The organism is Stenotrophomonas sp. STEN147 (genome assembly GCF_056757995.1).
On the sequence record NZ_JBRRCG010000003.1, the window covers coordinates 110,276 to 134,700 of the forward strand.

24 protein-coding genes are annotated in these 24,425 nt (G+C 67.6%); 17 read left to right on the plus strand and 7 right to left on the minus strand.

Features of this window, described 5'->3' with window-relative positions:
- Window positions 1–209 precede the first annotated feature (209 nt).
- The 12 genes from ACVOKU_RS05345 (at window position 210) to ACVOKU_RS05400 (ending at window position 12,795) form a co-directional block, all read left to right on the plus strand.
- Entirely contained in the window at window positions 210–749 is a 540-nt protein-coding gene (locus ACVOKU_RS05345; protein WP_481559332.1) for a GNAT family N-acetyltransferase, read from the plus strand.
- A complete protein-coding gene (locus ACVOKU_RS05350) occupies window positions 746–1,078 on the plus strand; it encodes a non-heme iron oxygenase ferredoxin subunit (protein ID WP_053516647.1) in 333 nt (110 codons plus the stop codon). The genes ACVOKU_RS05345 and ACVOKU_RS05350 overlap by 4 nt, the downstream gene beginning before the upstream one ends.
- A 149-nt stretch (window positions 1,079–1,227) precedes the next feature.
- Complete coding sequence (locus ACVOKU_RS05355; protein ID WP_481559333.1) at window positions 1,228–1,620, plus strand: hypothetical protein; 393 nt, start codon at window positions 1,228–1,230, stop codon at window positions 1,618–1,620.
- Window positions 1,621–1,762: 142 nt separating this feature from the next.
- Window positions 1,763–4,087, plus strand: a complete 2,325-nt coding sequence (locus tag ACVOKU_RS05360; RefSeq protein WP_481559334.1) for a catecholate siderophore receptor Fiu — start codon at window positions 1,763–1,765, stop codon at window positions 4,085–4,087.
- Between the two features lie 51 nt (window positions 4,088–4,138).
- On the plus strand, window positions 4,139–4,816 hold the full coding sequence (locus tag ACVOKU_RS05365; protein WP_253118905.1) for a Fe2+-dependent dioxygenase: 678 nt from the start codon (window positions 4,139–4,141) through the stop codon (window positions 4,814–4,816).
- A gap of 164 nt (window positions 4,817–4,980) precedes the next feature.
- Complete coding sequence (locus ACVOKU_RS05370) at window positions 4,981–5,379, plus strand: hypothetical protein (protein ID WP_262100186.1); 399 nt, start codon at window positions 4,981–4,983, stop codon at window positions 5,377–5,379.
- 147 nt (window positions 5,380–5,526) lie between these two features.
- Window positions 5,527–7,947 carry a TonB-dependent receptor domain-containing protein gene (locus ACVOKU_RS05375; RefSeq protein ID WP_481559335.1) on the plus strand — a complete coding sequence of 807 codons (2,421 nt, stop codon included), beginning with the start codon at window positions 5,527–5,529 and terminating at the stop codon, window positions 7,945–7,947.
- 115 nt (window positions 7,948–8,062) lie between these two features.
- On the plus strand, window positions 8,063–8,701 hold the full coding sequence (locus ACVOKU_RS05380; protein WP_481559336.1) for a PepSY-associated TM helix domain-containing protein: 639 nt from the start codon (window positions 8,063–8,065) through the stop codon (window positions 8,699–8,701).
- Window positions 8,702–8,732: 31 nt separating this feature from the next.
- Window positions 8,733–9,251: a DUF2271 domain-containing protein gene (locus tag ACVOKU_RS05385; RefSeq protein ID WP_481559337.1), complete on the plus strand. Its 519-nt coding sequence runs from the start codon at window positions 8,733–8,735 to the stop codon at window positions 9,249–9,251.
- A 115-nt stretch (window positions 9,252–9,366) separates the two neighbouring features.
- Window positions 9,367–10,170, plus strand: coding sequence for a DUF4198 domain-containing protein (locus ACVOKU_RS05390; RefSeq protein ID WP_053516637.1), 804 nt, complete (start codon window positions 9,367–9,369; stop codon window positions 10,168–10,170).
- A 52-nt stretch (window positions 10,171–10,222) separates the two neighbouring features.
- Complete coding sequence (locus tag ACVOKU_RS05395) at window positions 10,223–11,194, plus strand: FAD:protein FMN transferase (protein WP_481559338.1); 972 nt, start codon at window positions 10,223–10,225, stop codon at window positions 11,192–11,194.
- The gene (locus ACVOKU_RS05400; RefSeq protein ID WP_481559339.1) at window positions 11,191–12,795 is read left to right on the plus strand and encodes a sulfite reductase subunit alpha; all 1,605 of its coding nucleotides are present in this window, start codon (window positions 11,191–11,193) and stop codon (window positions 12,793–12,795) included. The genes ACVOKU_RS05395 and ACVOKU_RS05400 overlap by 4 nt, the downstream gene beginning before the upstream one ends.
- Before the next feature lie 54 nt (window positions 12,796–12,849).
- Here ACVOKU_RS05400 and ACVOKU_RS05405 read toward each other — a convergent pair whose 3' ends face one another.
- The 4 genes from ACVOKU_RS05405 to ACVOKU_RS05420 form a co-directional block, all read right to left on the minus strand.
- Window positions 12,850–13,455, minus strand: coding sequence for a HutD/Ves family protein (locus tag ACVOKU_RS05405; RefSeq protein ID WP_481559340.1), 606 nt, complete (start codon window positions 13,453–13,455; stop codon window positions 12,850–12,852).
- A gap of 34 nt (window positions 13,456–13,489) precedes the next feature.
- Window positions 13,490–14,215: a murein L,D-transpeptidase catalytic domain family protein gene (locus ACVOKU_RS05410; protein WP_346480717.1), complete on the minus strand. Its 726-nt coding sequence runs from the start codon at window positions 14,213–14,215 to the stop codon at window positions 13,490–13,492.
- 16 nt (window positions 14,216–14,231) lie between these two features.
- Window positions 14,232–15,308, minus strand: coding sequence for a L,D-transpeptidase (locus ACVOKU_RS05415; RefSeq protein WP_481559399.1), 1,077 nt, complete (start codon window positions 15,306–15,308; stop codon window positions 14,232–14,234).
- A gap of 338 nt (window positions 15,309–15,646) precedes the next feature.
- The gene (locus ACVOKU_RS05420) at window positions 15,647–15,973 is read right to left on the minus strand and encodes a ComEA family DNA-binding protein (RefSeq protein ID WP_229765793.1); all 327 of its coding nucleotides are present in this window, start codon (window positions 15,971–15,973) and stop codon (window positions 15,647–15,649) included.
- A 198-nt stretch (window positions 15,974–16,171) separates the two neighbouring features.
- On the opposite strand from ACVOKU_RS05420, the gene ACVOKU_RS05425 reads away from it, so the two are divergent.
- From ACVOKU_RS05425 to murU, 4 genes are all read left to right on the plus strand, one after another.
- Window positions 16,172–17,665 (plus strand): M20 family metallopeptidase, encoded by a 1,494-nt coding sequence (locus ACVOKU_RS05425; RefSeq protein WP_481559400.1) that lies wholly within the window; start codon window positions 16,172–16,174, stop codon window positions 17,663–17,665.
- Between the two features lie 69 nt (window positions 17,666–17,734).
- On the plus strand, window positions 17,735–18,004 hold the full coding sequence (locus tag ACVOKU_RS05430) for a GlsB/YeaQ/YmgE family stress response membrane protein (RefSeq protein WP_053516629.1): 270 nt from the start codon (window positions 17,735–17,737) through the stop codon (window positions 18,002–18,004).
- A 65-nt stretch (window positions 18,005–18,069) separates the two neighbouring features.
- A complete protein-coding gene (locus ACVOKU_RS05435) occupies window positions 18,070–19,095 on the plus strand; it encodes an aminoglycoside phosphotransferase family protein (protein WP_481559341.1) in 1,026 nt (341 codons plus the stop codon).
- Window positions 19,092–19,802, plus strand: coding sequence for an N-acetylmuramate alpha-1-phosphate uridylyltransferase MurU (gene murU / locus ACVOKU_RS05440; RefSeq protein ID WP_481559342.1), 711 nt, complete (start codon window positions 19,092–19,094; stop codon window positions 19,800–19,802). Before ACVOKU_RS05435 ends, murU begins: the two co-directional genes overlap by 4 nt.
- 439 nt (window positions 19,803–20,241) lie before the next feature.
- On the opposite strand, the gene hda is transcribed toward murU, so the two are convergent.
- The 3 genes from hda to ACVOKU_RS05455 are packed head-to-tail and all read right to left on the minus strand — an operon-like array spanning window position 20,242 to window position 23,245.
- Complete coding sequence (gene hda, locus ACVOKU_RS05445; RefSeq protein ID WP_053519433.1) at window positions 20,242–20,949, minus strand: DnaA regulatory inactivator Hda; 708 nt, start codon at window positions 20,947–20,949, stop codon at window positions 20,242–20,244.
- Window positions 20,949–22,121: an AI-2E family transporter gene (locus tag ACVOKU_RS05450; RefSeq protein WP_065174539.1), complete on the minus strand. Its 1,173-nt coding sequence runs from the start codon at window positions 22,119–22,121 to the stop codon at window positions 20,949–20,951. Before ACVOKU_RS05450 ends, hda begins: the two co-directional genes overlap by 1 nt.
- Window positions 22,118–23,245, minus strand: coding sequence for a DUF2066 domain-containing protein (locus tag ACVOKU_RS05455; RefSeq protein ID WP_227255408.1), 1,128 nt, complete (start codon window positions 23,243–23,245; stop codon window positions 22,118–22,120). The genes ACVOKU_RS05450 and ACVOKU_RS05455 overlap by 4 nt, the downstream gene beginning before the upstream one ends.
- A gap of 112 nt (window positions 23,246–23,357) precedes the next feature.
- On the opposite strand from ACVOKU_RS05455, the gene purM reads away from it, so the two are divergent.
- Entirely contained in the window at window positions 23,358–24,416 is a 1,059-nt protein-coding gene (purM, locus tag ACVOKU_RS05460) for a phosphoribosylformylglycinamidine cyclo-ligase (RefSeq protein ID WP_481559343.1), read from the plus strand.
- Window positions 24,417–24,425: the final 9 nt, after the last annotated feature.

Sequence of the window (24,425 nt, forward strand, 5' to 3'; positions counted from 1 at the left end):
ATCCTCCTTGGATCGTCCGTTCCTTGAATGCGTGCACGTACGCGACGGTCGCAACGCTGGCCGTGCCACACCTTATTTATGAACATGGAATGAAGGCGGCGTCAAGCCTCCGTTCACGACAGCGCTTCCATCCGCGGTCGAATCCCCGGCGCGCATCGCCAATGCAGAAGGGCGTGCGGCCTGACCCACGCCCCACCTAGAATGGCGCCATGAGCACCCTGACCTTCCGCGCCGCCACGTCGGCCGATATCCCTGCCCTGATCTCGCTGGTGACCTCCGCCTACCGGGGCGACGCCAGCCGGGTCGGCTGGACCACCGAAGCCGACCTGCTGGACGGCGCCCGCATCGATGCCGAAGGCATCCAGACCGACCTCGACCGGCCCCGCTCGTCCATCCTGCTGGCGGAGCGCGAGGGCCGCCTCGTGGCCTGCGCCCACGTCGCCGATGTAGACGGCAAAGGCTACTTCGGCATGTTCTCGGTCGATCCGGCCCAGCAGGGGGGCGGCGTCGGCAAGCAGCTGATGGATGCGGCCGAAGCCCACGCCGCGCGCGAATGGGGCGTGCCGGTGATGCAGATGACCGTGATCGACGTGCGCGACGAACTGATCGCCTTCTATGAGCGCCGTGGCTACCGCCGCACCGGCATCAAGAAGCCGTTCCCCTACGGCGATGAGCGCTTCGGCATTCCCAAGCGCGACGATCTGCGCTTCGAGATCCTGGAGAAGCCGCTGGCGGGAGCCCCCGCATGAGCGATGCGTGGACCTTCGTCTGTGCCGGCAGCGACCTGCTGCCGGGTGAAATGAAGAGCGTGTTCGACGAGGTTACCGGTACGCCGATCGTGGTGTTCAACCTCGACGGCGAGCTGTATGCCCTGGAAGACCAGTGCACGCATGAGGAATTCGAGTTGTCCTCCGGCGAGTTCAACACCACCGAAGGCAGCGTCGAGTGCGTGCTGCACGGTGCCCGCTTCGACGTGCGTGATGGCCGTGCCCTGTGTGCCCCCGCGTACAGCCCGGTCCCCAAGTTCCCGGTCAAGCGCGAGCACGACGCCATCTGGACCCGCGACGACCGGGACTGACCGGGGCGACACCCGCCCCCGGGAAGGCCCCTGCAGGCGCCCACAGGGCCGCGAGGGGCCAGGTACAGGCCTGCCGCGACACCGAAGATGCGAATCATTATCGTTGCTGTTACTCTACGTAACATCTTCGTAATGCCCACCGCCGCGCCATGGCCTCGCCCGCGCCCATCGCTACGCTCTGCCAGCTTGCCCGCAAGGGCGGGCCGCTGTTGGCTGCGCTGCTGCTGGCACTGCTGCTGGGATGGTCGGCGCTGCATGAAGGGACGCGAAGCTCGCTGGTCACTACGCCGGCGCTGCAGGCGCAGGACAGCCTGCCCGCAGCGCCTTTCGGCACGCCTCCCCGCGAGCAGGTCATGCCACGGGTGGAAGCCGAGCCCGATGACAGCCGCAGCATCAAGTCCCCGCTGCTGCGGCGGGTGTGTGGCCCGCTTCCGGTGCCGCCAGCGATGCCGGCAATCGCGCCGTCGCCCCACCCTGCCCCTGCGCTTCCGTCGCGCTACCAGCATCCCCCCGGCCAGGCGCCTCCGTCCCTGCTGAGCTGACGCTTTCCCCGGCCGCGCCCGGGCGTCCGGCGCTGCCCGGACATCCACCTCCGATCCCGCTTCAAGTCCGCTTCCGATCCTGCCTGCCGCGCCGTCATCCGGCACCGGCGGATCGTTCCTGTTCCGCTACCCACCCAGACCCATGAACCCGATCAAGAGCCGCAAGCACGCCTCCCCACTCCGCAACCTGCCGCTGGCGACCGCCAGTCTGGCCGCCGGCCTCGGCCTGGCCACGCTGCCCGCGCTGGCCCACGCCGAAGCGACCGACAATGCCCGCACGCTGGACAAGATCGACGTGCACGCCACGCGTGGCTACAAGGCCGACAAGGTCGCCTCGCCGAAGTTCACCCAACGCCTGCAGGACACCCCGCAGACCATCCAGGTCATCACCAGCGACCTGTTCAACCAGCAGGGCGCCACCACCCTGACCGAAGCGCTGCGCAACAGCCCGGGCGTGGGCACCTTCTATGCCGGCGAGAACGGCAACACCACCACCGGCGATGCGCTGTTCATGCGCGGCTTCGACACCTCCAACAGCCTGTTCGTCGATGGCGTGCGCGACCTCGGTTCGATCTCGCGCGACGTGTTCAACATCGAACAGGTGGAAGTGACCAAGGGGCCAGCAGGGACCGACAATGGTCGCTCGGCGCCGACCGGCGCCATCAACCTGGTGAGCAAGCAGGCCACCCTGCAGGACGCCACGTCGGCCAGCGTTTCGCTGGGCAGTGACCAGCAGCGCCGGACGACCGGTGACTGGAACCAGTCGCTGGGCGCGACCAGCGCGCTCCGCGTCAACGCGATGTGGCAGGACAGCGACCAGCCCGGCCGCGATCACGTGCAGAACAAGCGCTGGGGCCTGGCCCCGTCGCTGGCGTTCGGCCTGGGCACGGCGACCCGCTACTACCTCAACCTGCTGTACGTGAAGCAGGACAACGTGCCCGACGGCGGCGTGCCGACCCTGGGGCTGCCGGGCTGGACGCCGCAGCCGACACTCGAAGCCCTGGCCGGGCATCCGGTGGATCCGGAGAACTTCTACGGTACCCGCGCCGACCACGACGACGTGACCGCGAAGATGGCCACGTTCCGCTTCGAACATGATTTCAACGACAGCGTGCGCCTGACCAATACCGCGCGTTGGGGCCGCACCGAGCAGGACTACCTGCTCACCGCCTTCATGGGTACCGGCGCGCTCGGCGCCAATGGTCGTCCGACCGGCAACATCGGCTACACCAACCCCGCCGACCGTTCGACCTACACGATCGCGCGCAGCCTGCCGACCTTCAAGGACCAGCGCAACACCATCCTGACCGACCAGCTGAACCTGCGGGCCGACTTCAGCACCGGCGCCATCGGCCATGCCCTGAGCGCAGGCCTGGAGTTCACCCGCGAAGAACTGGACAGCTACGGCCAGGCGGCCACCGGCGGCACCAGCTGGCCTGCCGCGAACCTGTACGACCCGGACTGGAACGTGACCGGGCTGACCTGGGCGCATAACGGCGCCGATGCCCACGGCAAGACCACCACGTCCTCGGCGTATCTGTTCGACACGCTGGCATTCGGCGACAGCTTCCTGCTGACTGCCGGCGTGCGTGCCGACCACTACAAGACCGAGTACGCCAGCGCCTCGGTCTGCGGCGGCCGTGGTGGCCCCGCCTGCGGCAGCAATCCGGCCGGCACCGTACTGCGCAACCCCACGCTGGAGGCCTCCGACACGCTGTTGAACTGGAAGCTGGGCGCGCTGTACAAGGTGGGAGACACGGTCAGCGTGTATGCCAACTACGCGATCTCGCAGCAGCCCCCGGGCGGTGCCAACTTCCAGCTGAGCAGCTCGGCCAGCAGCGCCGACAACCCCAAGCTGGACCCGCAGAAGGCCAAGACCTTCGAGGTCGGCAGCAAATGGGCATTCCTGGAGGATGCACTGGCCGTCAACCTGGCGTTGTTCCAGACCGACGTCGACAACGAGATCAATACCACCGTGCTCGACGACGCCGGCAACCCGACCCAGACCGGCAGCAAGCGCGTGAAGGGCGTGGAGCTGTCCGCCGTGGGCCGCCTGACCGACAACTGGTCGGTGTCGGCCGGCTTCAGCCACCTCGACACCGAAGTGAAGGAAGGCGCCAAGGTCGCTGCCGACGGCACCACCAACCTGACGTACACGCCGGACGATACGTTCACCGGCTGGACCAGCTACACGCTGGCCCACGGCATCACCGTCGGGGGTGGCGTGCGCTACGCCGCCGGCATGCATCGTGGCACCGACGGTGCTGTCGGCACGCCGTCATTCACCAAGTCCTATGTGGTGTACGACGCCGTGGTGTCGTGGGCGGTCAACGAGAACATCTCGCTGCGCTTGAACGGCTACAACCTGTTCGACAAGGCCTACGTGGCCAGCATCAACAAGAGCGGCTACCGTTACACCCCGGGTGCCCCGCGCACCTTCCTGCTCAGCGCGGACATCCGCTTCTGATGTCCTGGCGCGGGGGAGCCCGGCTCCCCCGCGCAACGACGAGGCAACACCATGCTGCTGCACATTCCCAACGTGCTCACCGCTGATGAAGTGGCACAGGTCCGCCAGCAACTGGACACCGCCGACTGGACCGATGGCCGCGAGACCGTGGGTGCCCAGGGTGCGCAGGTGAAGCACAACGAACAGCTGCCTGACGCGTCACCAGTGAAAGCCGAGCTGGGTGCCGGCGTGCTCGCCGCACTGCGGCGCAGCCCGCTGTTCTTCGCTGCGGCACTGCCGTTGAAGATCCTCCCCCCACGCTTCAACCGCTACCGCGGCGGCGGCACCTACGGCTTCCACGTCGATGGCGCAGTGATGAACCTGGGCAACGGCGAGCAGCTGCGCTCGGACATCTCCTGCACCCTGTTCCTGTCGGCGCCGGACGAGTACGACGGCGGCGAGCTGATCATCAGCGACACCTACGGCGAGCACGAGGTGAAGCTGCCGGCCGGCGACCTGATCGTCTATCCCTCCAGCAGCCTGCACCAGGTCAATCCTGTTACCCGGGGCGCGCGCGTGGCGTCGTTCTTCTGGGTGCAGAGCATGGTCCGCGACGATGTACAGCGTCGCCTGCTGTGGGAAATGGACACGTCCATCGAGCGCCTGCGACAGACCGGAGGCGACGCTGAGGCGGTGCTGCAGCTGACCGGCGTGTATCACAACCTGCTGCGACGCTGGAGCGAGGTCTGAGTCCTCCAGCCCGCCCCTCTGCACTTTAGCAATCATTCTCATTTGCATCCGCTAACAGCTCTCATTACAATCACGCCCCGTTGATGCTGGCCGCTGCCGGCAAACCATCTGGGGATCCCCGCTTGCTGCGCCCGCTCCGCCCTCGCCCACTCATCCATCGCAAGATGGGCACCGCCATGCGCGGCCAGCGTCCCGCGCTGGCCAGCCTGCTGGCATGGGTGGCGATGCTGGCGTTGCTGCTGGGCACCCTGCCGCTGCTGCCGCACCCGGCCACAGCGATGACCTTGCAGATGCCGCTGGAAGAACGTGGCGGCGAAGGCCCGTTGCAGGAAGAAGCCCCGGCCAAGTTGCGCCGCTGTGCCTCCGCCCCGGTAAAAGCGGCCGAGAAGGCGCCGCCGCTGCTGCTGGCCAGCCAGTGGCTGCGTACCGAACGTGAACTCGTACCCGCCACGCCGGCCATGCCCGGTGTGCGCCCGGACTGGCCGCTGGCCGCTCCGGACACGCCCTGGGCCGACGCGCCCGGGCGTCGCCAGCAACGCGGCCAGGCGCCGCCGCTCGCCTGATCCACGGCCCGACGTGACCGCCTGCGCGGTCGCGTCCACACGCCGCTGCCTGATTCATCCCTGCCGCCCCTGACCGGGCTTTCCCTGCCTGCCGTGCGCGCTCCGCGCCCGGCATCGCACCTCTCTGCATCTTTCGAGGTATCTGCCATGGCCCAGCGCCATCGTGTCCGTTCGTCCCTGTCCCGCCCCCTGCTGACCAGCGCCGTGCTGGCAGCGATGGCGGCCCCTGCTTTCGCCCATGCAGAGATCGCCGGAGCGCCGCAGACCCTGGACAAGGTGGTCGTCACCGCCTCCGGCTTCGAACAGAAGATCACCGATGCCCCGGCCAGCATCAGCGTGGTCAGCCGCGAGGAACTGAGCAAGCGCCCCTACACCAGCCTGGTCGATGCGCTGCGCGATGTGGAAGGCATCGACGTCGGCCTGGAAGCCACCGACAAGAATGGCCGCGCCACCGTCTCCATGCGTGGCCTGCCCTCGGAATACACCCTGGTACTGATCGACGGCCGCCGCCAGAGCAACGTCGGCCAGCTGTATCCCAACAACTTCGGTGGTGGACAGTTCTCCTACCTGCCACCGCTGGATGCGATCGAGCGCATCGAAGTGGTGCGCGGCCCGATGTCCACGCTGTACGGCTCGGATGCGATGGGCGGTGTCATCAACATCATCACCCGCCGCAACCAGGACAGCTGGCACGGCGCGCTGACCCAGGGCTTCACCGTGCAGCAGGACGACCAGTTCGGCGATGCCCGCAGCACCGACGTGTACCTGACTGGTCCGTTGCTGAAGGACCGCCTGGGCCTGTCCGTGCGCGGCAGCTACTACGATGCGAAGGCCTCCAATCCGGAATGGGATGCGCTGCCGTTGCCCGATGGCACCCTGTGGGAACGCAGCATTGGTTTCGGTGGTGGCGGCAAGTCGGTGGCCAACACCAACTGGAACACGGGCGTGCGCGTGAACGTCCACGTCAATGACGACCATGAACTGTGGCTGGACTACGACGTGTCGCGGCAGAAGTACGACAACAGCGAGGGCCAGACCGGCACGCTCGACAGCCTGGCCAGCCTGTGGCGCGTCGGCAATGCGGTCATCCCCGATCCGGATGGCGGCGGCACCATCACCCGCCGCGTGGTGCAGCCGCGCGTGGGCTACACCGCCTACCAGCGCTATGAGCGTGACCAGGTCTCGCTGACCCATCAGGGCCGCTACAGCTTCGGCACCTGGCAGACCTCGCTGACCCACAGCAAGAGCAGCAACCTCGGCCGTTCGCTGCCACTGACCCTGGACGAGCGCGCCAACCTGCAGACGCTGTGGAATGACGTCTGCCGCCGCACCGGCGCCGCCAACCACTGTGCGGCCGGTCGTGGCAATGCGCTGTCGGTCCTCGACGCGAGCGAGATGGCGCGCCTGCAGGCGTTCCTGCCACGTCCGCTGCGCACGATGGAGCTTGAGGGTTACGTGCTCGACACGATGCTCGACCTCGATTTCGGCGCGCACAAACTGACCGTTGGCGGACAGTACAACGACACCGACATGGTCGACGGCGTGTTCGGCATGGATGGCGCCGGCTACCGCAGCAACACCCGGCAGAAGCACCGCATGTGGGCCCTGTTCGCGGAGGACAACTGGGCACTGACCGATACCCTCACGGCGACCTTCGGCCTGCGCTACGACGACCACAACGTGTTCGGCAGCCATGTCAGCCCGCGCGGCTACCTGGTGTGGAATGCGAGCGACGCATGGACCTTCAAGGGCGGTGTCAGCACCGGCTACAAGACACCGCGCCCGGACCAGCTGTTCCCGGGCATCACCGGCTTCGGTGGGCAGGGCGTGCTGCCGCTGGTGGGTTCGCCGAACCTCAAGCCGGAAACCAGCACCAACTACGAGCTGGCTGCCTACTACGAAGGCGAGCGCTGGGGCTTCAACGTCACCGGCTTCTTCAACCGGTTCGACGACAAGATCGCCAGCGGCGGCACCTTCCCGAACTGCGAAGTGGCTCCGGCCGGCAGCGGCTACTGCGTGGACATAGGGCCCGGCTGGGCCTCGCTGGGCTACAGCACCTTCACCCAGAGCGTGAACATCGACAAGGCCGAAACCCGTGGCGCCGAACTGGCCGCGCACGTCGATCTGCTGGAAACCCTGCAGCTGCGAGGCAACTACACCTGGACCCGCAGCGAACAGACCAGTGGCCCGCAGAAGGGACTGCCGATCAGTGGCACCATGCCGGCCAGGCACATGGCCAACGCCAGCCTCAACTGGCAGGTCAGCGACGCGGTCAGTCTGTCGCTGATCGGCGAAGGCCGCTACGACCGTTACCGCGATACGATCCTCGATGCGGCCGGCAACAGCTACGACCGCGTCTACGAGGACTACACGATCTTCCACCTCGGCGGCAGCTGGAAGGCCAACGCATGGCTGACCGTCAACGCACGCGTCAACAACCTGCTCGACAAGGACTTCGTCTCGCAGTCGTGCCTGCTGATCAGCCAGAGCGAGTTCAGCTGCGTGGACGATTACGCAACCAAGGACCAGCGCCGCAGCTACTGGATCTCGCTGAACGCGAAGTTCTGAGGCGACCCTGACCGGTGCCGGCCGTGGCCGGCACCGGGATACAGAACGATACGCAATTGCGAGCTATTCTCATCAATGATGTAATGCGCAGTCCGCATCCGTCCTGAATCCCGTCGTGAGCCGTTCCGCTCCCTCCAACGTGCAACAGCAACAGAGCCGCGGCTTCTGGCTGCGGACGCTGCACCAGTGGCACTGGATCAGCTCGGCGGTGTGCCTGATCGGCATGCTGCTGTTCGCGGTGACCGGCCTGACCCTCAACCACGCAGCGAAGATCGAAGCCAAGCCCCAGGTGCAGAACCAGCAGCTGCAACTGCCGGCCGATCTGCTCGGCCAGCTCGGCACGCGCGAAGACGGAAACGCGCCGATTCCGCGCCCGGCCCGGCAATGGCTGGATACGCAGCTGGGCATCGCCATCGGCGGTCGCCCAGCCGAGTGGTCGGCCGAGGAGATCTACTTGTCGTTGCCACGCCCCGGCGGCGACGCCTGGCTCAGCATCGATCGCGAAACCGGCGCGGTGGAATACGAGTCAACCTCCCGCGGCGTGGTGTCCTACCTCAACGACCTGCACAAGGGCCGCAACGCGGGCCCGGCGTGGGGCTGGTTCCTGGACCTTTTCGCCGTGGCCTGCCTGGTGTTCTGCATCACCGGCCTGTTCCTGCTGCACCTGCATGCACGGCAGCGGCGCATGACCTGGCCGCTGGTCGGCCTGGGCCTGATGATCCCGCTGTTGATCGCCCTGCTGCTGATCCACTGAACCATCGAATCCCCTTCACCGGAGCCGCCCCATGCGCGTCACCCTGACCATCGCCCTCAGCGGCCTGCTGGCCACCTCGCCGGCCTATGCCGCCACGCTCGACATCAACGTCGAGGTGCCCAAGCTCAACGTGGCCGAATACCACCGCCCGTATGTGGCCGTGTGGCTGGAAGGCGCCGACCAGAAAGTCGCGGCCAACCTGTCGGTCTGGTACCAGCAGACCAGCAACAGTGAAGGCCACGGCACCAAGTGGCTGCCCGACCTGCGCCAGTGGTGGCGCAAGAGCGGCCGCACCCTGCAGGTGCCGGTGGACGGCGTGACCGGCCCGACACGTCCGGTCGGCAAGCACGCGCTGTCGTTCAACGACAGGCAGCCGGCGCTGAAGCAGCTGGCCCCGGGCAACTACACCCTGGTGGTGGAAGCAGTGCGCGAAGTCGGTGGCCGCGAACTGCTGAAAATCCCCTTCACCTGGCCGGCCACCACCGCACAGAACGGCAAGGCGCAGGGCGCCACCGAACTGGGCCAGGTCACCCTCGCCATCAAACCGTAACCGCCTGAGCCGGGGTCAGAGCCCTTTCCGTTGGAAAGGGGTCCGACCCCGGGGTCGGCCCCCTTCCACAGGAGGGCTCTGCCCTCACCCACCCAACGTCCCTGGAGTCTTCCCCATGAAGCGCACGCTCGTCCTCGCCGCCGCTCTGGCCGCTGCCCTTCCCTTTTCCGCACTCGCCCACAAGGCCTGGCTGCTGCCCTCGCAGACCGTGATCGCCGGCAATGCGCCGTGGATCACTGTTGATGGTGCAGTCTCCAACGACCTGTTCTACTTCAACCACGTGCCGCTGCGCCTGGAATCGCTGGTGATCACCGCGCCGGACGGCAGCAGCGTGCAGCCGCAGAACGCCTCGACCGGCAAGTACCGCAGCGTGTTCGATCTGGAGCTGAAGCAGCAGGGCACTTACCGCATCGCGTCGGTCAATGACGGCCTGTTCGCCACCTACGAACAGAACGGCGAGCGCAAGCGCTGGCGCGGTACCGCCGCCACCTTCGGCGAACTGCCCAAGGACGCGGAGAAGCTGGAAGTGAGCCAGTCGGTCGGCCGCGTGGAGACGTTCGTGACCAATGGCGCGCCGAACGATACCGCGCTGAAGCCGACCAACCGCGGCATCGAGTTGGTTGCGGTCGGTCACCCGAACGACCTGTTCGCCGGCGAGGAAGCCACCTTCCGCGTGCTGGTCGATGGCAAGCCGACGGCCGGGCTGGCCTTCGAGATCGTGCGCGGCGCCACCCGCTACCGCAACGCGCAGGACGAACTGAAGGTGACCAGCGACGCCAAGGGCGAGATCAAGGTGACCTGGCCGGAAGCCGGCATGTACTGGCTGGAAACCGGCACTGAAGACAACAAGACCTCGGTGAAGCAGGCCGCCAAGCGTCGCCTGAGCTACGTGGCCACGCTGGAAGTGCTGCCGCAGTAATGGGGACCGCGATGCCGGGCACGCCCCGGCATCGCAGCCGCCACGCCCCGTCATGACCGATTCCCTGCTCGACATCGCCCGCCTCGGCGGCACCACCATGGGCACCACCTGGAGCGTGTCGCTGGTCGCGCCGCGCCAGCGCGACCTGCACCCGCTGCACGCCGGCATCCAGGCGCGCCTGGATGATGTGGTCGCGCAGATGAGTACGTGGGACGCCGGCTCGGACCTCAGCCGCTACAACAGCGCCGATGCAGGCCAGTGGTGCACCCTGCCTGCCGAAACCCGTCACGTCCTGTCCTGCGCGCGGTCCATCGCTGCCGCCAGCGACGGTGCGTTCGATCCCACCATCGGTCCGCTGGTGGCACTGTGGGGTTTCGGTGCACATGCCGGCGAACGCCGCCAACCCGATGCCGCCGCCGTGCAGGCCACGCGCGAGCGCTGCGGTTGGCAGCGCTTGCAATGGCGCGGCGATGCGCTGCTGCAGCCCGGCGGACTGGAACTGGATCTCTCTGCGATCGCCAAGGGGTTCGGCGTCGATCACGTGGCCGCGTGGCTGCGCGATCAGGGCATCGCTGCTGCACTGATCGAGGTCGGTGGCGAACTGGCCGGCTACGGCCGCAAGCCCGATGGCCAACGGTGGCGCGTGCTGGTGGAATCGGCGCCGGAAGAAGACGCGCACGCCAAAACACCACCGCGGGTGCTGGCGCTGGACGGCAAGGCGGTCGCTACCTCCGGCGATCGCTGGCATCACTATCAGGCCGATGGCGAGGCCTACAGCCACAGCCTCGACCCGCGCACCGGCAGGCCGGTACGCCAGGTTGCAGCGGCGGTGACGGTGGTCGCCGACGACGCGATGCATGCTGATGCCTGGGCCACCGCACTCACCGTACTCGGCCGCGAGCACGGCATGGCGCTGGCCGAACGCGAAGGACTGGCCGCACGCTACCTGCATCGCGCAGCGGATGGCCCGCACGAGTTTCTCAGCAGCGCCTTCCAGCGCCTGCTCGACGAGCGGGACGCATGAGCGCACGGCCGTCGCGCGCGCTGCTCGGCAACGCGCTTGTACTGATCCTGCTGGCGCTGATCGCCTGGGCGCTGCTGCGACTGCATCTCGGCGAAGCCTGGTGGCAGGGCGCACCCCCGGCACGGCAATCGCAGATCGCCATCATCGCCACCGTGCTGTATGCGCTGGTCTGCACCACACTGTGGTGGCGTGGGCGACCGCGCGACGATGCTGCCTCTGGCGACGGCGCGCCGATCCTGCTGGTCTGGTCCAGCCAGACCGGCTTCGCCCGCGAACTGGCCGAACGCAGTGCCGAGGCATTGCGTGGTGCCGGCGTGCCGGTGCGTGTGCGCGGTCTGCATGAGGTCGACGCCACCTTGCTGGCCGGCAGCCAGCGTGCACTGTTCATCGCCAGTACCACCGGCGAAGGCGACCCGCCCGATCACGCCGTACCCTTCCTGCGCCATGTGATGGCCCTGCCGTCATCGCTGCAGCATCTTTCGTACGGCGTTCTCGCCCTGGGTGATCGCAGCTACGGTCACTTCTGCGCCTTCGGTCACCAGCTCGACGACTGGCTGCGCCAGCACGGCGCACATGCCCTGTTCGACGCCATAGAGGTCGACAACGCCGATCCCGCTGCACTGCGGCACTGGCAGCAACTGCTCGGACAACTCGCCGGTGGCGCCAGCGAACTGCCCGACTGGAGCCCGGCCGAATATCAGCCGTGGACGCTGCTGCAACGCCGGCACCTCAATCCCGGCAGCCAGGGCGGACCGGTGTACTGGCTGCGCCTGCAGCCACCGGCAGGCAACAACGTGCAGTGGCAGGCCGGTGACATCGCCGAGATCGGCCCGCAGCACGCGCGGCACAGCGCGCGGGCCTGGCTGGAATCACAGGGTTTCGATCCGCAGACGGTGCTCGAGGACGGTCAGACGCTGCTGGCCCGTGTCGAACGCTCGCACCTGCCCTCGCTGGTGCCACCGGGTGATCTGCCCGCCCTGCTGGCGGCCCTGCAGCCGCTGCCGCATCGCGAATACTCGATCGCCTCGGTGATGGCCGATGGCGCGGGGGAGCTGCTGCTGCGTCGCCAGCTGCGCGCGGACGGCACGCCTGGCATCGGCAGCGGCTGGCTGTGCGATCACGCGGTCATCGGCGAGCCGGTGCAACTGCGGCTGCGCCGCAACGACAACTTCCATGGCGTGGCCGCCGACGTGCCGTTGCTGTTGATCGGCAACGGCACCGGCATCGCCGGCCTGCGTGCACACCTGCACGAACGTGTCCAGCAGGGTGCGCGTCGTACCTGGCTGCTGTTCGGCGAGCGCACCGCCGCCCACGACTTCCACTTCGGTGACGAACTGCAGGGAATGCTCGCCGACGGCTCACTGGCGCGGTTGGATGCAGTGTTCAGCCGCGATGGCGGTGCGCATCGCTATGTGCAGGACCGGCTGCTGGCCGAAGCAGCAACACTGCGGCTGTGGGTGGATGAAGGCGCGACGATCCTGGTCTGCGGCAGCATGCAGGGCATGGCCCCGGCGGTGGATGCAGTGATCGAGCAGGTGCTGGGTGTTGCGGGCAAGGAGGCCCTGCTGGTGGCCGGCCGTTACCGCCGTGATGTGTATTAGCCCAGGCAGTGCCGAGCGCATGCGCGGATGATGCCCATCGGCGCATGCGAATCATCAGTCCGCGGCGCTCACCCGTATCGCCAGCAGCTCGCCACTGCCCTGCAGCGCATGCCGCTGGCGCTCGCCGGCCGCCAGCCACGCGGTGTCGCCTGCCTGCATCGGCGGCAAGCCACTGTCCGCGGCAAAGCCGGCCTCGCCCGCCAGCAGGTGCAGCGCCCACGCCACGCCCGGCTCGCAGAAGAAGAACATCGGCCCCACCAGCGGCCGGTGCAGCAGCTCGGCGTGCAACTGCCCGCGCTTCCACATCAGGTTGAAATCATGGGTGGTGCCGTCCACCAGTTCGCCGTGCAGGGCCTCTTCGCCGGCAAAGCGCACGCGACCATGCGGCGGCAGCACCTCCGCCACCCGGCCATCGGCGAAGCGAAGACGCACACCGTTGCCCTGCAGCAGCACCAGTTCGCGCTCCACGCCCGGAAATGCGGAGAACGCGGCATCCTGTTCGATCTCCGCCACGGACAGGCGCAGGGCCCAGTCGTCCCCGTGCGACGGCAGCCGCAGGATTTCGCGGGTCCAGCCCAGGCCATTGCGCCAGCGTTCGCGGCGGTAATCCAGGCGGGCAATCACCTGGGTCGGTGTCTTCAGCAGCGCATCGATATCCATGCGTGCATTGCACCACGCCACGTGCAATCGCGCATCAGCGCGTGGCGACCGTACCCTGCGCGCCGCACTGGCCACCCAGCAGCTGCGAGTGCTTCAGCCAGTCCTGGTCGGGGTAATAGGCGAACACCATCGTGCCACCACGCAACGCGTCGATCAGCGGCCTGGCCACCGACAGCCGCACCGCCGGACACCCCAGGCTGCGGCCCAGCCGACCCTGCAGCTGTGCGGTCGCCGGATTCACGTACGGGGCGCCATGGATGACGATCGCACGCTCGCGCGCGCGGTCGTTGAAGCCCGGTTCCAGCCCGGCTAGCCGCAATGAGTAGCCGTTGCCGCCCATGTAGGTTTCCTGCGCGGTGAACACACCGAGGCTGGACATGTAACTGCCGTCGCGATTGGAAAAATGCTCGGTCCGGTTCTCACCACTGTTGCGGCCGTGCGCCACCCATTCCTCGAACAACAGCCGCTGCTGCGCCAGGTCGAACACCCATAGGCGCGGCTCGGTGGAGGGCCGCGAATAGTCAATCACGCTCAGGCGTTCGCCGCTGATGCCCAGTTCCGGTCGCAACAGGGCGCAGCGCATGGCCTGCGCCGCCAGCTGCAGCACATGGCGATCGGCCTTCGGCGCGGTGCGTGCCAGCAGGGCGGCCAGATCCTCGGCACGGGTCGCGATGGCGGGCGTCTGCGCCAACGCGGGTGCGCTGGCCGAGGTTGCCAGCAGGCCAAGCGTGGCCAGCCGGCACAGGCGGGATGCAGTCATGGACGGGACACAGGACTCAGTTGCCTGTGAGAGTGGACCCTGTCGGCTCGGATTCCAAGACCGGCTGCAGGCCGGATTCAGCCGGGCTTGGGCGCACGGCGGGCAGCGAGGTCACCAGCAGCGTCGTGCCCGGCACCAGCACCTGGTACAGCTGCCGGGCGAAATCGGCCGGCAGCGCCAATGGCAGCGACGGCGTGGCCAACAGGTCCGGGGTCGCCTGTGCGCGGTCCTGGCCCAGCAACGGATAGGCCGTCCATTGATGCAGGCGCTGCTTCGCATCGAGCGGGCTGGGAACATCGCTGTAGCCCTGCCCCATCACGAACAGCGTGGTGCCCTGGAAGGCTGGCAGCGCATCGGCTTTGAGCGGCGATTCGCCGATCATCACGCCGTCGCGCAGGACGTACAGCCGCTGGTCGTGCAGGCTGACCAGGATGCCGACCTGCCCGGCCGGCGCCGCGCTGTCGTTCCACCAGGCCGCCGCCACACCGCCGTCGCCGGTCTCGGGCAGGGCCTCGCCGCGCGCGTTGACCGGCGCCAGTACGGCGGGATAGGCCAACGTCATCGGCGCGCTCTTGGCATCGGCCACCACCACCGTATCGCCGCGCCGGGTCTCGCTGAACAGCTTCTGCGCGAACGCCTGCGGCAGCCGTACGCAGCCATGCGAGGCCGGATGCCCCGGCAGGCTGCCGCCATGCAGGGCGATGCCGTCCCAGGTCAGCCGCTGCATGTACGGCATCGGTGCGCTGTTATAGAGGTTGGAGCGGTGGTCCTTGTCCTTCTGCAGGATCGTGAACACCCCGGTCGGCGTCTCGTGTCCCGCCTTGCCCGAACTGATCGTGGTCAGCCCGATGGCGATCCCGTTGCGATACACGTAGGCGCGCTGCTCGTCCAGGCTGACGACCAGCACGATCGGGCCGGCCGGGGAAATCTCCGGATGCCAGAGGAACTCGCCCGGCTTGAGATCAGTAGGCCCGCGTTCGGCGGCGACCGGCCCGGACGGGTCGGTCGAGTGCGAAGACGGCGGCGCGGCCTGCACGGTCAGCGGCAGTGCCAGCACAAGGGAAAGCATCAGGGACGGGCGGTGCAGACGCATCCAGCGGAGGTTCCATTCCATGCGAAGCGGTCACCGTACACCATCGCGCCGTAGCGAACGCGCCAAAAGAGAATGCCCGGCGACACAACCCTGTGTCGTACCGGGCAATCGTCACGTCCTTGTCGGCCTGCTGCCTCCCCCGCGCGTCCTGCGAAGTGGGGGTGGCGATGCATCCTGCACGCGGCCGCGTCTGTCCTGCTTGTATCTCAGCCCCTTCCACAGGTCTGTGATGCCACCATCCTGGTGATTGGTGCCGCATCCTGCGACGGTCGGTGAACACAGCCTCCCTGGCGGTGCCCGGTGGACCGGCCTCCTGCGGGTCCCGACGATTCCTGTTGTCAACGCCTTGGTACGGTCCGCACCGGTACCGATCCGGGTACCGGATCCGCGGGCAACAGCCTGTCGCCTACGGTGATCCGCTGTCGATTCCGTTCGACGATCACTGTCCCTATCCCCTTCACCTGCGTCAGATCCTCGACGCGCTTGAAGGGCCCGTGTCTGCGCCGGTGCTCGACGATCGCCGCAGCCTTCCTGGCTCCGACCATCGTCAATCCCTGCTGCAGCGCCTGGACATCGGCCCGGTTGATGTCGATCGGTTCGGCGGCATGCGCCCCTGCGATCCCCATTGCCAGTACCAGTGCCCTCAACACGACTAACCAAGGCACGACGTATAACTCCTTGTGGTTCTGGCCGCCCCGACCGGCAATCCCGTCGGTAGGAACAGTGTCCGTCACCACATACACACAGACTATCGGTTTCGTGGATTTCTAAAAGCCAGCCAAATACCCGACGTGATGTAGGAAAAACCCTACCCCCGGCGCAGGCGTAGAATGGCCGGATCAGCCATGCAACCGGAGTTTCAGATGGACAGCGCCAAGCTCGGCCAATTCGTGAATGACAAGTGGGACAGCGAAATCGTCCCGCAGTTGGTCGACTACATCCGCATTCCCAACAAGTCGCCGATGTTCGACGCCAATTGGGTGCAGAACGGCTACATGGAACAGGCGGTCACCCTGATGGAGACCTGGGCCAAGGCACAGGAGCTGCCGGGCCTGAAGGTCGAAGTGGTGCGCCTGGAAGGCCGTACCCCGCTGATTCTTCTGGAAATTCCCGCCACCGGCCCGGAAACCGGCGACGACACCATCCTGCTCTACGGGCACCTGGACAAGCAGCCGGAAATGACCGGCTGGGACGACGACCTGGGCCCGTGGACCCCGGTTCTGCGTGGCGACAAGCTCTATGGACGCGGCGGCGCCGACGATGGCTACGCGATCTTCGGTTCGCTGGCCGCCGTGCTGGCCCTGCAGGCCCAGGGCCTGCCGCACGCGCGCTGCGTGGTCCTGATTGAAGCCTGTGAAGAGTCCGGCAGCTACGACCTGCCCGCCTACGTGGATCATCTGGCCGACCGCATCGGCAAGCCGTCGCTGGTGGTCTGCCTGGATTCGGGCTGCGCCAACTACGACCAGCTGTGGTGCACCACGTCGCTGCGCGGCCTCACCGGGGGCAACTTCACCGTCAAGGTGCTCAACGAAGGCGTGCATTCCGGGGATGCCTCCGGCGTGGTGCCGTCCAGCTTCCGCCTGCTGCGCCAGCTGCTGTCGCGCATTGAGGACCAAGACACCGGCCGCATCCTGATCGACGGCATGAACGTGGAAATCCCGGCCGAGCGCCAGGAACAGGCCAAGCGTGCCGCCGAAGTGGTCGATACGGCCATCTTCGAGAAGTTCCCGCTGGTCGATGGCCTGCGCCCGATGAACGAAGACCTCACCGAGCTGGTGCTCAACCGCACCTGGCGTCCGGCGTTGTCGGTCACCGGAATCGGCGGCATGCCGTCGCTGGAATCGGCCGGCAACGTGCTGCGCCCGCAGACCTCGGTGAAGCTGTCGCTGCGCCTGCCGCCCACCGCCGATGGCAAGACCTGCGGCGAACTGCTGAAAGAAGCGCTGCTGCGCGATCCGCCGAACGGCGCGCAGGTCACCCTGGATCTGGAAAAGGCCTCCACCGGCTGGAATGCCCCGGCCATGGCGCCGTGGCTGACCCGGGCCATCGACGAAGCCAGCCAGACCTTCTTCGGCAAGCCGGCGATGTACATGGGCGAAGGCGGCTCGATTCCGTTCATGGGCATGCTGGGCGAGAAGTTCCCCGGTGCCCAGTTCATGATCACCGGCGTGCTTGGCCCGCACTCGAACGCGCACGGCCCGAACGAGTTCCTGCACATTCCGATGGGCAAGAAGGTCACCGCCTGCGTGTCCAAGGTGATCAGCGAGCACTACGCCGCCAGCCTGCGTGGCGAGACCAGTGGTTCGCCGGTGGCCGCCGACAGCGGCACGCGCCATGGCGACCACGGCTGCTGCTGATCCGGCACACCGTGACGGACGCAGCCCGGCCTTGCTAGGCTGCGTTCTTCTCAAGCGGAACGCACACGCATGAATGGTCTGTTCGGCAGCAGCAGCTGGCTGTACATCCTGCTGGTCGGCTTCTTCGTCGGCCTGCTCGGGCGCTTCTTCATGCCGGGCAACAACCGCATGGGCTGCCTGCTGACCATCGTGCTGGGCATCCTCGGTGCCCTGCTGGCCGGCTGGTTTGGTCAGTACATGGGCTGGTACGCCCCGGGCGAACCGGCTGGGTTCCTCGGTGCCGTGGTCGGCGCGGTGGCCGTGCTGGCGATCCTGCGCCTGTTCAGCGGTCGCCGCTGAAACGGCCCCGCCTTTCCCTTCCTGTCCCCGACGTCGGCGCGCCCCGCGCGCCCGGATATGCCCGCATGACCGAACCCGCCTCCGATCCCCAGCGCAGCGCGCAGCGACTGCAGTGGGCCCGTGTCCAGCTTGGCGATGCAGAGGCCGTGGTTGAACGTGCCTCGGTCGATGCGGGCATGCGCAGCTACTGGCGCGTCACCGGTACACGCGGCAGCCACATCGTGATGGATGCTCCGCCGGGACTGGAAGACCCCCGTCCCTGGCTGCGCATGCGCGGCCTGCTGCACGACCACGGCCTGCGTGTGCCGGCCCTGCTTGCGCAGGATCTGGACGCCGGCTTCCTGCTGCTGGAGGATCTCGGCGGTCCGACCCTGGCGAGAATCCTCGACGAGCGCAACGCCGACGAATGGTTCGGCCGCGCCATCGATCAGCTGCTGCGCCTGCAGGCGATCCCGGTGCCGGCCGACTTCGGCCAGTTCGGCGAAGCCCTGCTGCAGCGCGATGCCGGCCTGTTCGACGAATGGTTTCTGCAGCGCCATCTCAACCTGCAGCTGGACTGCGGCGAAATCGAGGGCCTGCAGCTCGTCCATCGCCGGTTGATGGACAACGCACTGGGCCAGGCGCAGCTGATGACCCACCGCGACTACATGCCCCGCAATCTGATGCCCGTTGCCGACGGTCCGGCCGTGCTGGATTTCCAGGACCTGGTGCGGGGCCCGATCGCCTACGATGCCGTGAGCCTGTTCAAGGACGCGTTCCTGAGCTGGCCGCTGCAGCGCGTGGACGAGTGGCTCGCGCAGTACCACGCGCGCGCGCACGCTGCGGGCCTGCCGGTGCCCGACCGTGCGACCTTCCTGCGTGACGCGGACTGGATGGGCATCCAGCGCCACGTGAAGATCCTGGGCCTGTTCTGCCGCCTGCGTTACCGCGACAACAAGGGTCATTACCTGGACGATGCGCCGCGCTTCATCACCTATCTGGACGAAGTACTGCCGCGCTACCGCGAGCTGGCCCCCCTGCGGCAGCTGCTGGACACACGCATCAAGCCGGCGCTGGCCGAGCTCGGCACACCGATGCGCGTGGCCCGATGAAGGCGCTGATCTTCGCCGCCGGCCTGGGCGAACGCATGCGCCCGCTGACCCTGCACACACCCAAGCCGCTGCTCGCAGTGGCCGGCAAGCCGCTGATCGTCTGGCACCTGGAGCGCCTGGCCGCCTGCGGCGTGCGCGATATCGTGGTCAATACCGCATGGCTGGCGGAACAATTCCCGGCGATGCTTGGCGATGGCAGCCGATGGGGTGTGCGCCTGCACTTCATGCATGAAGGCGATACCCCGCTGGAGACCGGCGGAGGCATTCTCAATGCCCTGCCGGCACTGGGTGAGGATCCGTTCCTGGTGGTCAACGGCGACATCTGGACCGATTTCGATTTCGCCACACTACCGCGCGAGCCGCGGGGCCAGGCGCATCTGGTGCTGGTCGACAACCCCACGCAGCATCCGCACGGTGATTACCGGCTGGACACACAGGGCCTGCTGCACCACGACCGCGAAGGGACGTGCCTGACCTATGCCGGCATCGGCGTGTACCGCCCTTCAATCGTGGCCGACTGGCGCGCGGTGATTGGCGATGCGCCGGGCAGCGAGCGGCTGCCGCCGAAGTTCTCGGTGGTGCCACTGCAGAAGCATTTCATGGCGCAGGGGTTGATGACGGGGCAGCACCATCGCGGGCGCTGGACCGACGTCGGCACGGTGGATCGCCTGCGCGCGCTGGATGTTGAGTTGGCGGCGAACGGCTGAGCCCCTCGTGGTTGGTCGCTCCAATCAAAAGCCGTGTTCGGCCGGGCGGGTGGGCCATGCAGGGGACGCTGCAAGTACGTCCCTGTAAGCTCGATGGCGCCATCCATGGCGCCAACGCCCCTGCATGGCCCACCCGCCCGGCCTCTGACAGTTTCCTTGCGCGTCCAGCCACGGAAGAAAGAAAGAAAAGCAGAAGCGGGTCGCTTCGCTCGCGAAGCGAAAGCGCATCCACGCTACGCGTGGATCTACCGTGTCGACCAAGGTCGACACCCACCAACAACAGTGCAGTACGCAGTCCCGGCAGATTGCGGGAACCTGCTTGCGCCGTCCCCCGCAACCTGAGCCACCCCGCCTCCCCTCAGGAAGCCCGCGTTTGACGTTGACGTTGCTCTGGCTTCGGCGGGTGCAGGGCGGCAGCCCTGCAAAACAAACCCCAACCTCAGTAGCGAGGACGGCCTTCTTCCAGCACCTGGCGCAGGAACGGCACGGTGATCCGACGCTTGGCCGCCAGCGATTCGCGGTCCAGCCAGTCCAGCAACGTGATCAGCCCGCCCAGCTCGCGCCCGGTGTGCGACAGCAGCCACTCGATCGCCGCCTCGTCGATGGCCAGCCCCCGTCGCAGCGCGCGCTCGCGCAGCACCGCCGCGCGTCCTTCCTCGTCCAGCGGCTGCAACAGCACCCGCACGCACTGGCCCAGCCGCGAGCGCAGGTCCGGCAGCACCAGTCCGAGTTCGCCCGGCGCCTTCTGCGCCGTGTAGAGCACGGTCACGCCGGCAGCGCGCGCACGGTTATGGAAATCGAACAGGGCAATCTCGTCCTCGCGGTTGCCGGCAATCTCGTCCAGTCCGTCCAGCGCGACCAGCTCGCGCGCCTCCAGCCCCTCCAGCGCTGCACGCACACGGCCGGCCGCACTGGCCAGCGGCACATAGGTCGGCAGCCGCCCGGCCTGCTCGGCGCTGGAACACATCGCCAGCGCCTGATGCGTCTTGCCCGTGCCTGCCGCGCCTTCCAGGTAGACCCAGTCGTGGCTGGCACCGACCGCGATCGCGCGCAGCTGCGCCAGCGCACCATCCGGTGCGCCGATGAAGGTCTCCAGGCGCTGGTCCCGCGGGTAGTGCAGGGCCAGCGGCAGTTGCGGCACACCCATCACTTCAGGTCGGGGCCCTTGTCGTTCGTGTCGAGGATGATGTGGGGCGGCTCGACCACACCGTCAAGCACGATCGCCGATTTCTCACCCGCGTAAAGATCGCTCTGCCGATAGCGCTGGTGCGCATAGCGCAGCAGCACGTTGGACACGGCAGCCACCGGCAGCGCCAGCAGCATGCCGAGGAAGCCGAACAGCTGGCCGCCGGCCATCACCGCGAAGATCACCGCCACCGGATGCAGGCCGATCTTGTCGCCGACGATGCGCGGCGTCAGTACATAGCTCTCCAGCAACTGGCCGACCGTGAACACCACACCGACCAGTATCAGCAGTTTCAGGTCGAAGCCCTGCGCCTGCACCAGCGCGGCGATGATCGCCATCAGGATGCCGGTGGTCGCGCCCAGGTACGGAATGAAGCTGATCAGGCCCGCGATCATGCCGATCAGCAGCCCCAGCTTCAGCCCCACCAGCGACAGGCCGCCGGCATAGATCACGCCCAGTGCCAGCATCACCAGGAACTGGCCGCGGATGAAGGCCCCCAGCACCTCGTTGGATTCGCGCGCCAGCGCCGTGATGGTGCCGATGTGGTTGCGCGGAATGACCGAGGCGACGCGCTCCACCAGCTTGTCCCAGTCGCGCAGGAAGTAGAACGCCAGGATCGGCAGCAGCAGGATGTTGACCACCCAGGTCACCATCGTGAAGCCCGAGCGCGAGACATATCCCATGAAGGTCTTGGCGAAGCCGCCCGCCTGCTGCCAATGGCTGCGCACCCATTCGATCAGGCGATCCGGGTCCAGCCACTGCATCACCTCCAGGCCGGTCTTCTGCTCGAACCACGGAATGCCGGTCTGCATCAGCCAGGCCTGCGCCTGCGGCACGGCCGCCACCAGGGTGGTGATCTGCTTTTCGATCATCGGCACCAGCACCAGCAGCGCGGCGACGATCACCAGCACCATGGCCACGAACACCAGCACCACGCCGGTCATGCGCGAGCGCCCGGTGGCCTCGATGCGGTCCACCAGCGGATCACCCAGCCAGGCCAGCGCCAGCGCCAGCACGAATGGCGTCAGGATCGGCGCCAGCAGCCACACGATCCAGCCGATCAGGCCGGCAAGCAGGATGTATTTGACCCGGCGCAGGAACTGCGCGATTTCAGCTTCCGGCGTCAGGGTCATCGCAGTCGGTACTCGTTGCTGACCGGCGCCTGCACCGGCACGCCGGTGGTGTCATCGATCGGTGTCGGAAGGGCAGGCAGCGGGGCGTTTGGAACCAGCACGCCGCTGTCACCCAGCATGCGGTTGAAGCCGGCCAGGCCGGTGGTCATTTCCACGGTCAGCTCCAGCCGGCCCGCGCTGGCATGCAGCGGGGTGACATTGCGCACCACCGGCACGTCGCGCAGGCCCGCGGCCAGTCGCAGGTAGTCATCGGCACTGTTGATGCCGGTGACCACCACCCGGTAGCTGCCCGCCTGGCCGGTGGCCACACCCGCCTTGGCATAACGCTTGACCAGCGCGTCGGCCGCGCCGTCGGCGCCCGCGGCCATCGCGCGCATGGCGTTGGCGTCCTTGCTGGTCCATCTGTTCAGTTCACGGCCATCGTCGACGAACACCCAGTCCGCCTGCCAGCCGCCATTGGCACGGTAGAGCTTGCCGATCAGCTGCATCGGCGGCGAGTAGCGCGAAGAGGCGCGGGCCACGGCGGCGCTGTCCTGGCGCCAGATGGCACCGGCCAGCGCCTGTTCGGCAGCGCCCCCACTGGGCAGGCCCAGCTTGTAGCCGCGCTCGATGGCGCGGTTCAGCAGCGGGCGCGCGGCATTGGCCTGCTGCACGCTGACCAGGCGCGGGCCGCTGCCGTCATCGACGGCCAGCCACAGCACCGGCTTCGGTCGGGGCTGCGGCCACAGCGGCAGGCCCAGCGCGGCGACCAGCGAATCGACGTCGTCCTCGCGGAAACGGGCCACCAGCAGGGTGCGGAAACTGGGCGCACCGCTGGCGCTGACGCTCTGGTCCTGCTTGTAGTCGTAGCTGGCCACGTAATCCTTGGCATTGCGCAGGGCCTGCACCACGCCGGGCCGGGACATCACGCTGCGGTCGCCCGACAGCTTGCCCAGCACGACGCTCAGGGCGCGTGCCAGCCCGCCATTGCGGTCGGCCTCGGCCTGGCTGTTGACCGGCACTTCGGCCTCGTAGGCCCCACTGGCGGTGGCGACATCCCCCTCGGTGCGCAGGCCGCTCTGGGCCATCGTGGCCACCGGCAGGCTCAACGCAAGAAGCAGGGTGAGAATCAGGCTGCGGCGCATCAGGACATCCATTGGCTCGACGTATCCGGGGGGAATTGTTGCCCGAATACGGCCTGTGCGCCAATGCGGCCTGTTAAAATCGCCCGTTCAACCCCTGCCAGCGCCGACGCCCGTGACCAACACCCCGTCTTCCGCCCCCTCCCCCCTCACCTACCGTGACGCGGGCGTCGACATCGACGCCGGCAACGAGCTGGTCGAGCGGATCAAGCCCCTGGTCAAGCGCAGCTTCCGTCCGGAAGTGATGGGCGGCCTGGGCGGTTTCGGCGCCCTGTTCGACCTGTCCAACAAGTACCGCGAACCGGTGCTGGTGTCGGGTACCGACGGTGTCGGCACCAAGCTGAAGCTGGCCCACCAGCTGAACCGCCACGATACGATCGGCATCGATCTGGTCGCGATGTGCGTGAACGACGTGCTGGTGCAGGGCGCCGAGCCGCTGTTCTTCCTGGACTACTTCGCCACCGGCAAGCTGGACGTGGATACCGCCGCGGCGGTCGTGGGCGGCATCGCCAACGGCTGCACCGAGGCCGGCTGCGCACTGATCGGCGGCGAGACCGCTGAAATGCCCGACATGTATGCCCCGGGCGAGTACGATCTGGCCGGCTTCACCGTGGCCGCGGTGGAAAAGAGCGAACTGAAGGATGGCGCCAGCGTGGCGGCCGGCGATGTGCTGATCGGCATCGCCTCGTCCGGCCCGCACTCCAATGGCTACTCGCTGGTCCGCCGCATCTACGACCGCGCCGGGCGTCCGGCCGATCTTGAGCTGGAAGGCGGCGTGAAGCTGGTCGACGCGCTGATGGCCCCGACCCGGTTGTACGTCAAGCCGATCCTGTCGCTGCTGAAGTCGCATGGCGATGCCATCCACGGCATGGCCCACATCACCGGTGGCGGACTGACCGAGAACATCATCCGGGTGGTCCCGGACGGCCTCGGCCTGGACATCCAGGCGGCCTCGTGGGCGCTGCCGCCGGTGTTCCAGTGGCTGCAGAAGGAAGGCGCGGTCGCCGACAGCGAAATGTGGCGCACGTTCAACTGCGGCATCGGCTTCGTGCTGATCGTCGCGCCGGACCAGGTCGAGGCGGTGTCCGCCGCGGTCACGGCCCAGGGCCTGGATCACTGGACCATCGGCCAGGTCGTCACCACCGAAGGCGCCGAGCGCGTCCGCATCGCCTGACCCCTGCAG

Excerpts from the sequence above, each read along its gene's own strand:
- ACVOKU_RS05450 (WP_065174539.1), bottom strand. The coding sequence starts at position 22,121 with ATGACCCTGACGCCGGAAGCTGAAATCGCGCAGTTCCTGCGCCGGGTC.
- ACVOKU_RS05395 (WP_481559338.1), top strand. The coding sequence starts at position 10,223 with ATGACCGATTCCCTGCTCGACATCGCCCGCCTCGGCGGCACCACCATG.
- ACVOKU_RS05410 (WP_346480717.1), bottom strand. The coding sequence starts at position 14,215 with ATGACTGCATCCCGCCTGTGCCGGCTGGCCACGCTTGGCCTGCTGGCA.
- ACVOKU_RS05405 (WP_481559340.1), bottom strand. The coding sequence starts at position 13,455 with ATGGATATCGATGCGCTGCTGAAGACACCGACCCAGGTGATTGCCCGC.
- ACVOKU_RS05350 (WP_053516647.1), top strand. The coding sequence starts at position 746 with ATGAGCGATGCGTGGACCTTCGTCTGTGCCGGCAGCGACCTGCTGCCG.
- ACVOKU_RS05430 (WP_053516629.1), top strand. The coding sequence starts at position 17,735 with ATGAATGGTCTGTTCGGCAGCAGCAGCTGGCTGTACATCCTGCTGGTC.
- ACVOKU_RS05400 (WP_481559339.1), top strand. The coding sequence starts at position 11,191 with ATGAGCGCACGGCCGTCGCGCGCGCTGCTCGGCAACGCGCTTGTACTG.
- murU (WP_481559342.1), top strand. The coding sequence starts at position 19,092 with ATGAAGGCGCTGATCTTCGCCGCCGGCCTGGGCGAACGCATGCGCCCG.
- ACVOKU_RS05365 (WP_253118905.1), top strand. The coding sequence starts at position 4,139 with ATGCTGCTGCACATTCCCAACGTGCTCACCGCTGATGAAGTGGCACAG.
- hda (WP_053519433.1), bottom strand. The coding sequence starts at position 20,949 with ATGGGTGTGCCGCAACTGCCGCTGGCCCTGCACTACCCGCGGGACCAG.
- ACVOKU_RS05435 (WP_481559341.1), top strand. The coding sequence starts at position 18,070 with ATGACCGAACCCGCCTCCGATCCCCAGCGCAGCGCGCAGCGACTGCAG.
- ACVOKU_RS05360 (WP_481559334.1), top strand. The coding sequence starts at position 1,763 with ATGAACCCGATCAAGAGCCGCAAGCACGCCTCCCCACTCCGCAACCTG.
- ACVOKU_RS05375 (WP_481559335.1), top strand. The coding sequence starts at position 5,527 with ATGGCCCAGCGCCATCGTGTCCGTTCGTCCCTGTCCCGCCCCCTGCTG.
- ACVOKU_RS05425 (WP_481559400.1), top strand. The coding sequence starts at position 16,172 with ATGGACAGCGCCAAGCTCGGCCAATTCGTGAATGACAAGTGGGACAGC.
- ACVOKU_RS05455 (WP_227255408.1), bottom strand. The coding sequence starts at position 23,245 with ATGCGCCGCAGCCTGATTCTCACCCTGCTTCTTGCGTTGAGCCTGCCG.
- ACVOKU_RS05355 (WP_481559333.1), top strand. The coding sequence starts at position 1,228 with ATGGCCTCGCCCGCGCCCATCGCTACGCTCTGCCAGCTTGCCCGCAAG.
- ACVOKU_RS05345 (WP_481559332.1), top strand. The coding sequence starts at position 210 with ATGAGCACCCTGACCTTCCGCGCCGCCACGTCGGCCGATATCCCTGCC.
- ACVOKU_RS05390 (WP_053516637.1), top strand. The coding sequence starts at position 9,367 with ATGAAGCGCACGCTCGTCCTCGCCGCCGCTCTGGCCGCTGCCCTTCCC.
- ACVOKU_RS05370 (WP_262100186.1), top strand. The coding sequence starts at position 4,981 with ATGGGCACCGCCATGCGCGGCCAGCGTCCCGCGCTGGCCAGCCTGCTG.
- ACVOKU_RS05415 (WP_481559399.1), bottom strand. The coding sequence starts at position 15,308 with ATGCGTCTGCACCGCCCGTCCCTGATGCTTTCCCTTGTGCTGGCACTG.
- ACVOKU_RS05385 (WP_481559337.1), top strand. The coding sequence starts at position 8,733 with ATGCGCGTCACCCTGACCATCGCCCTCAGCGGCCTGCTGGCCACCTCG.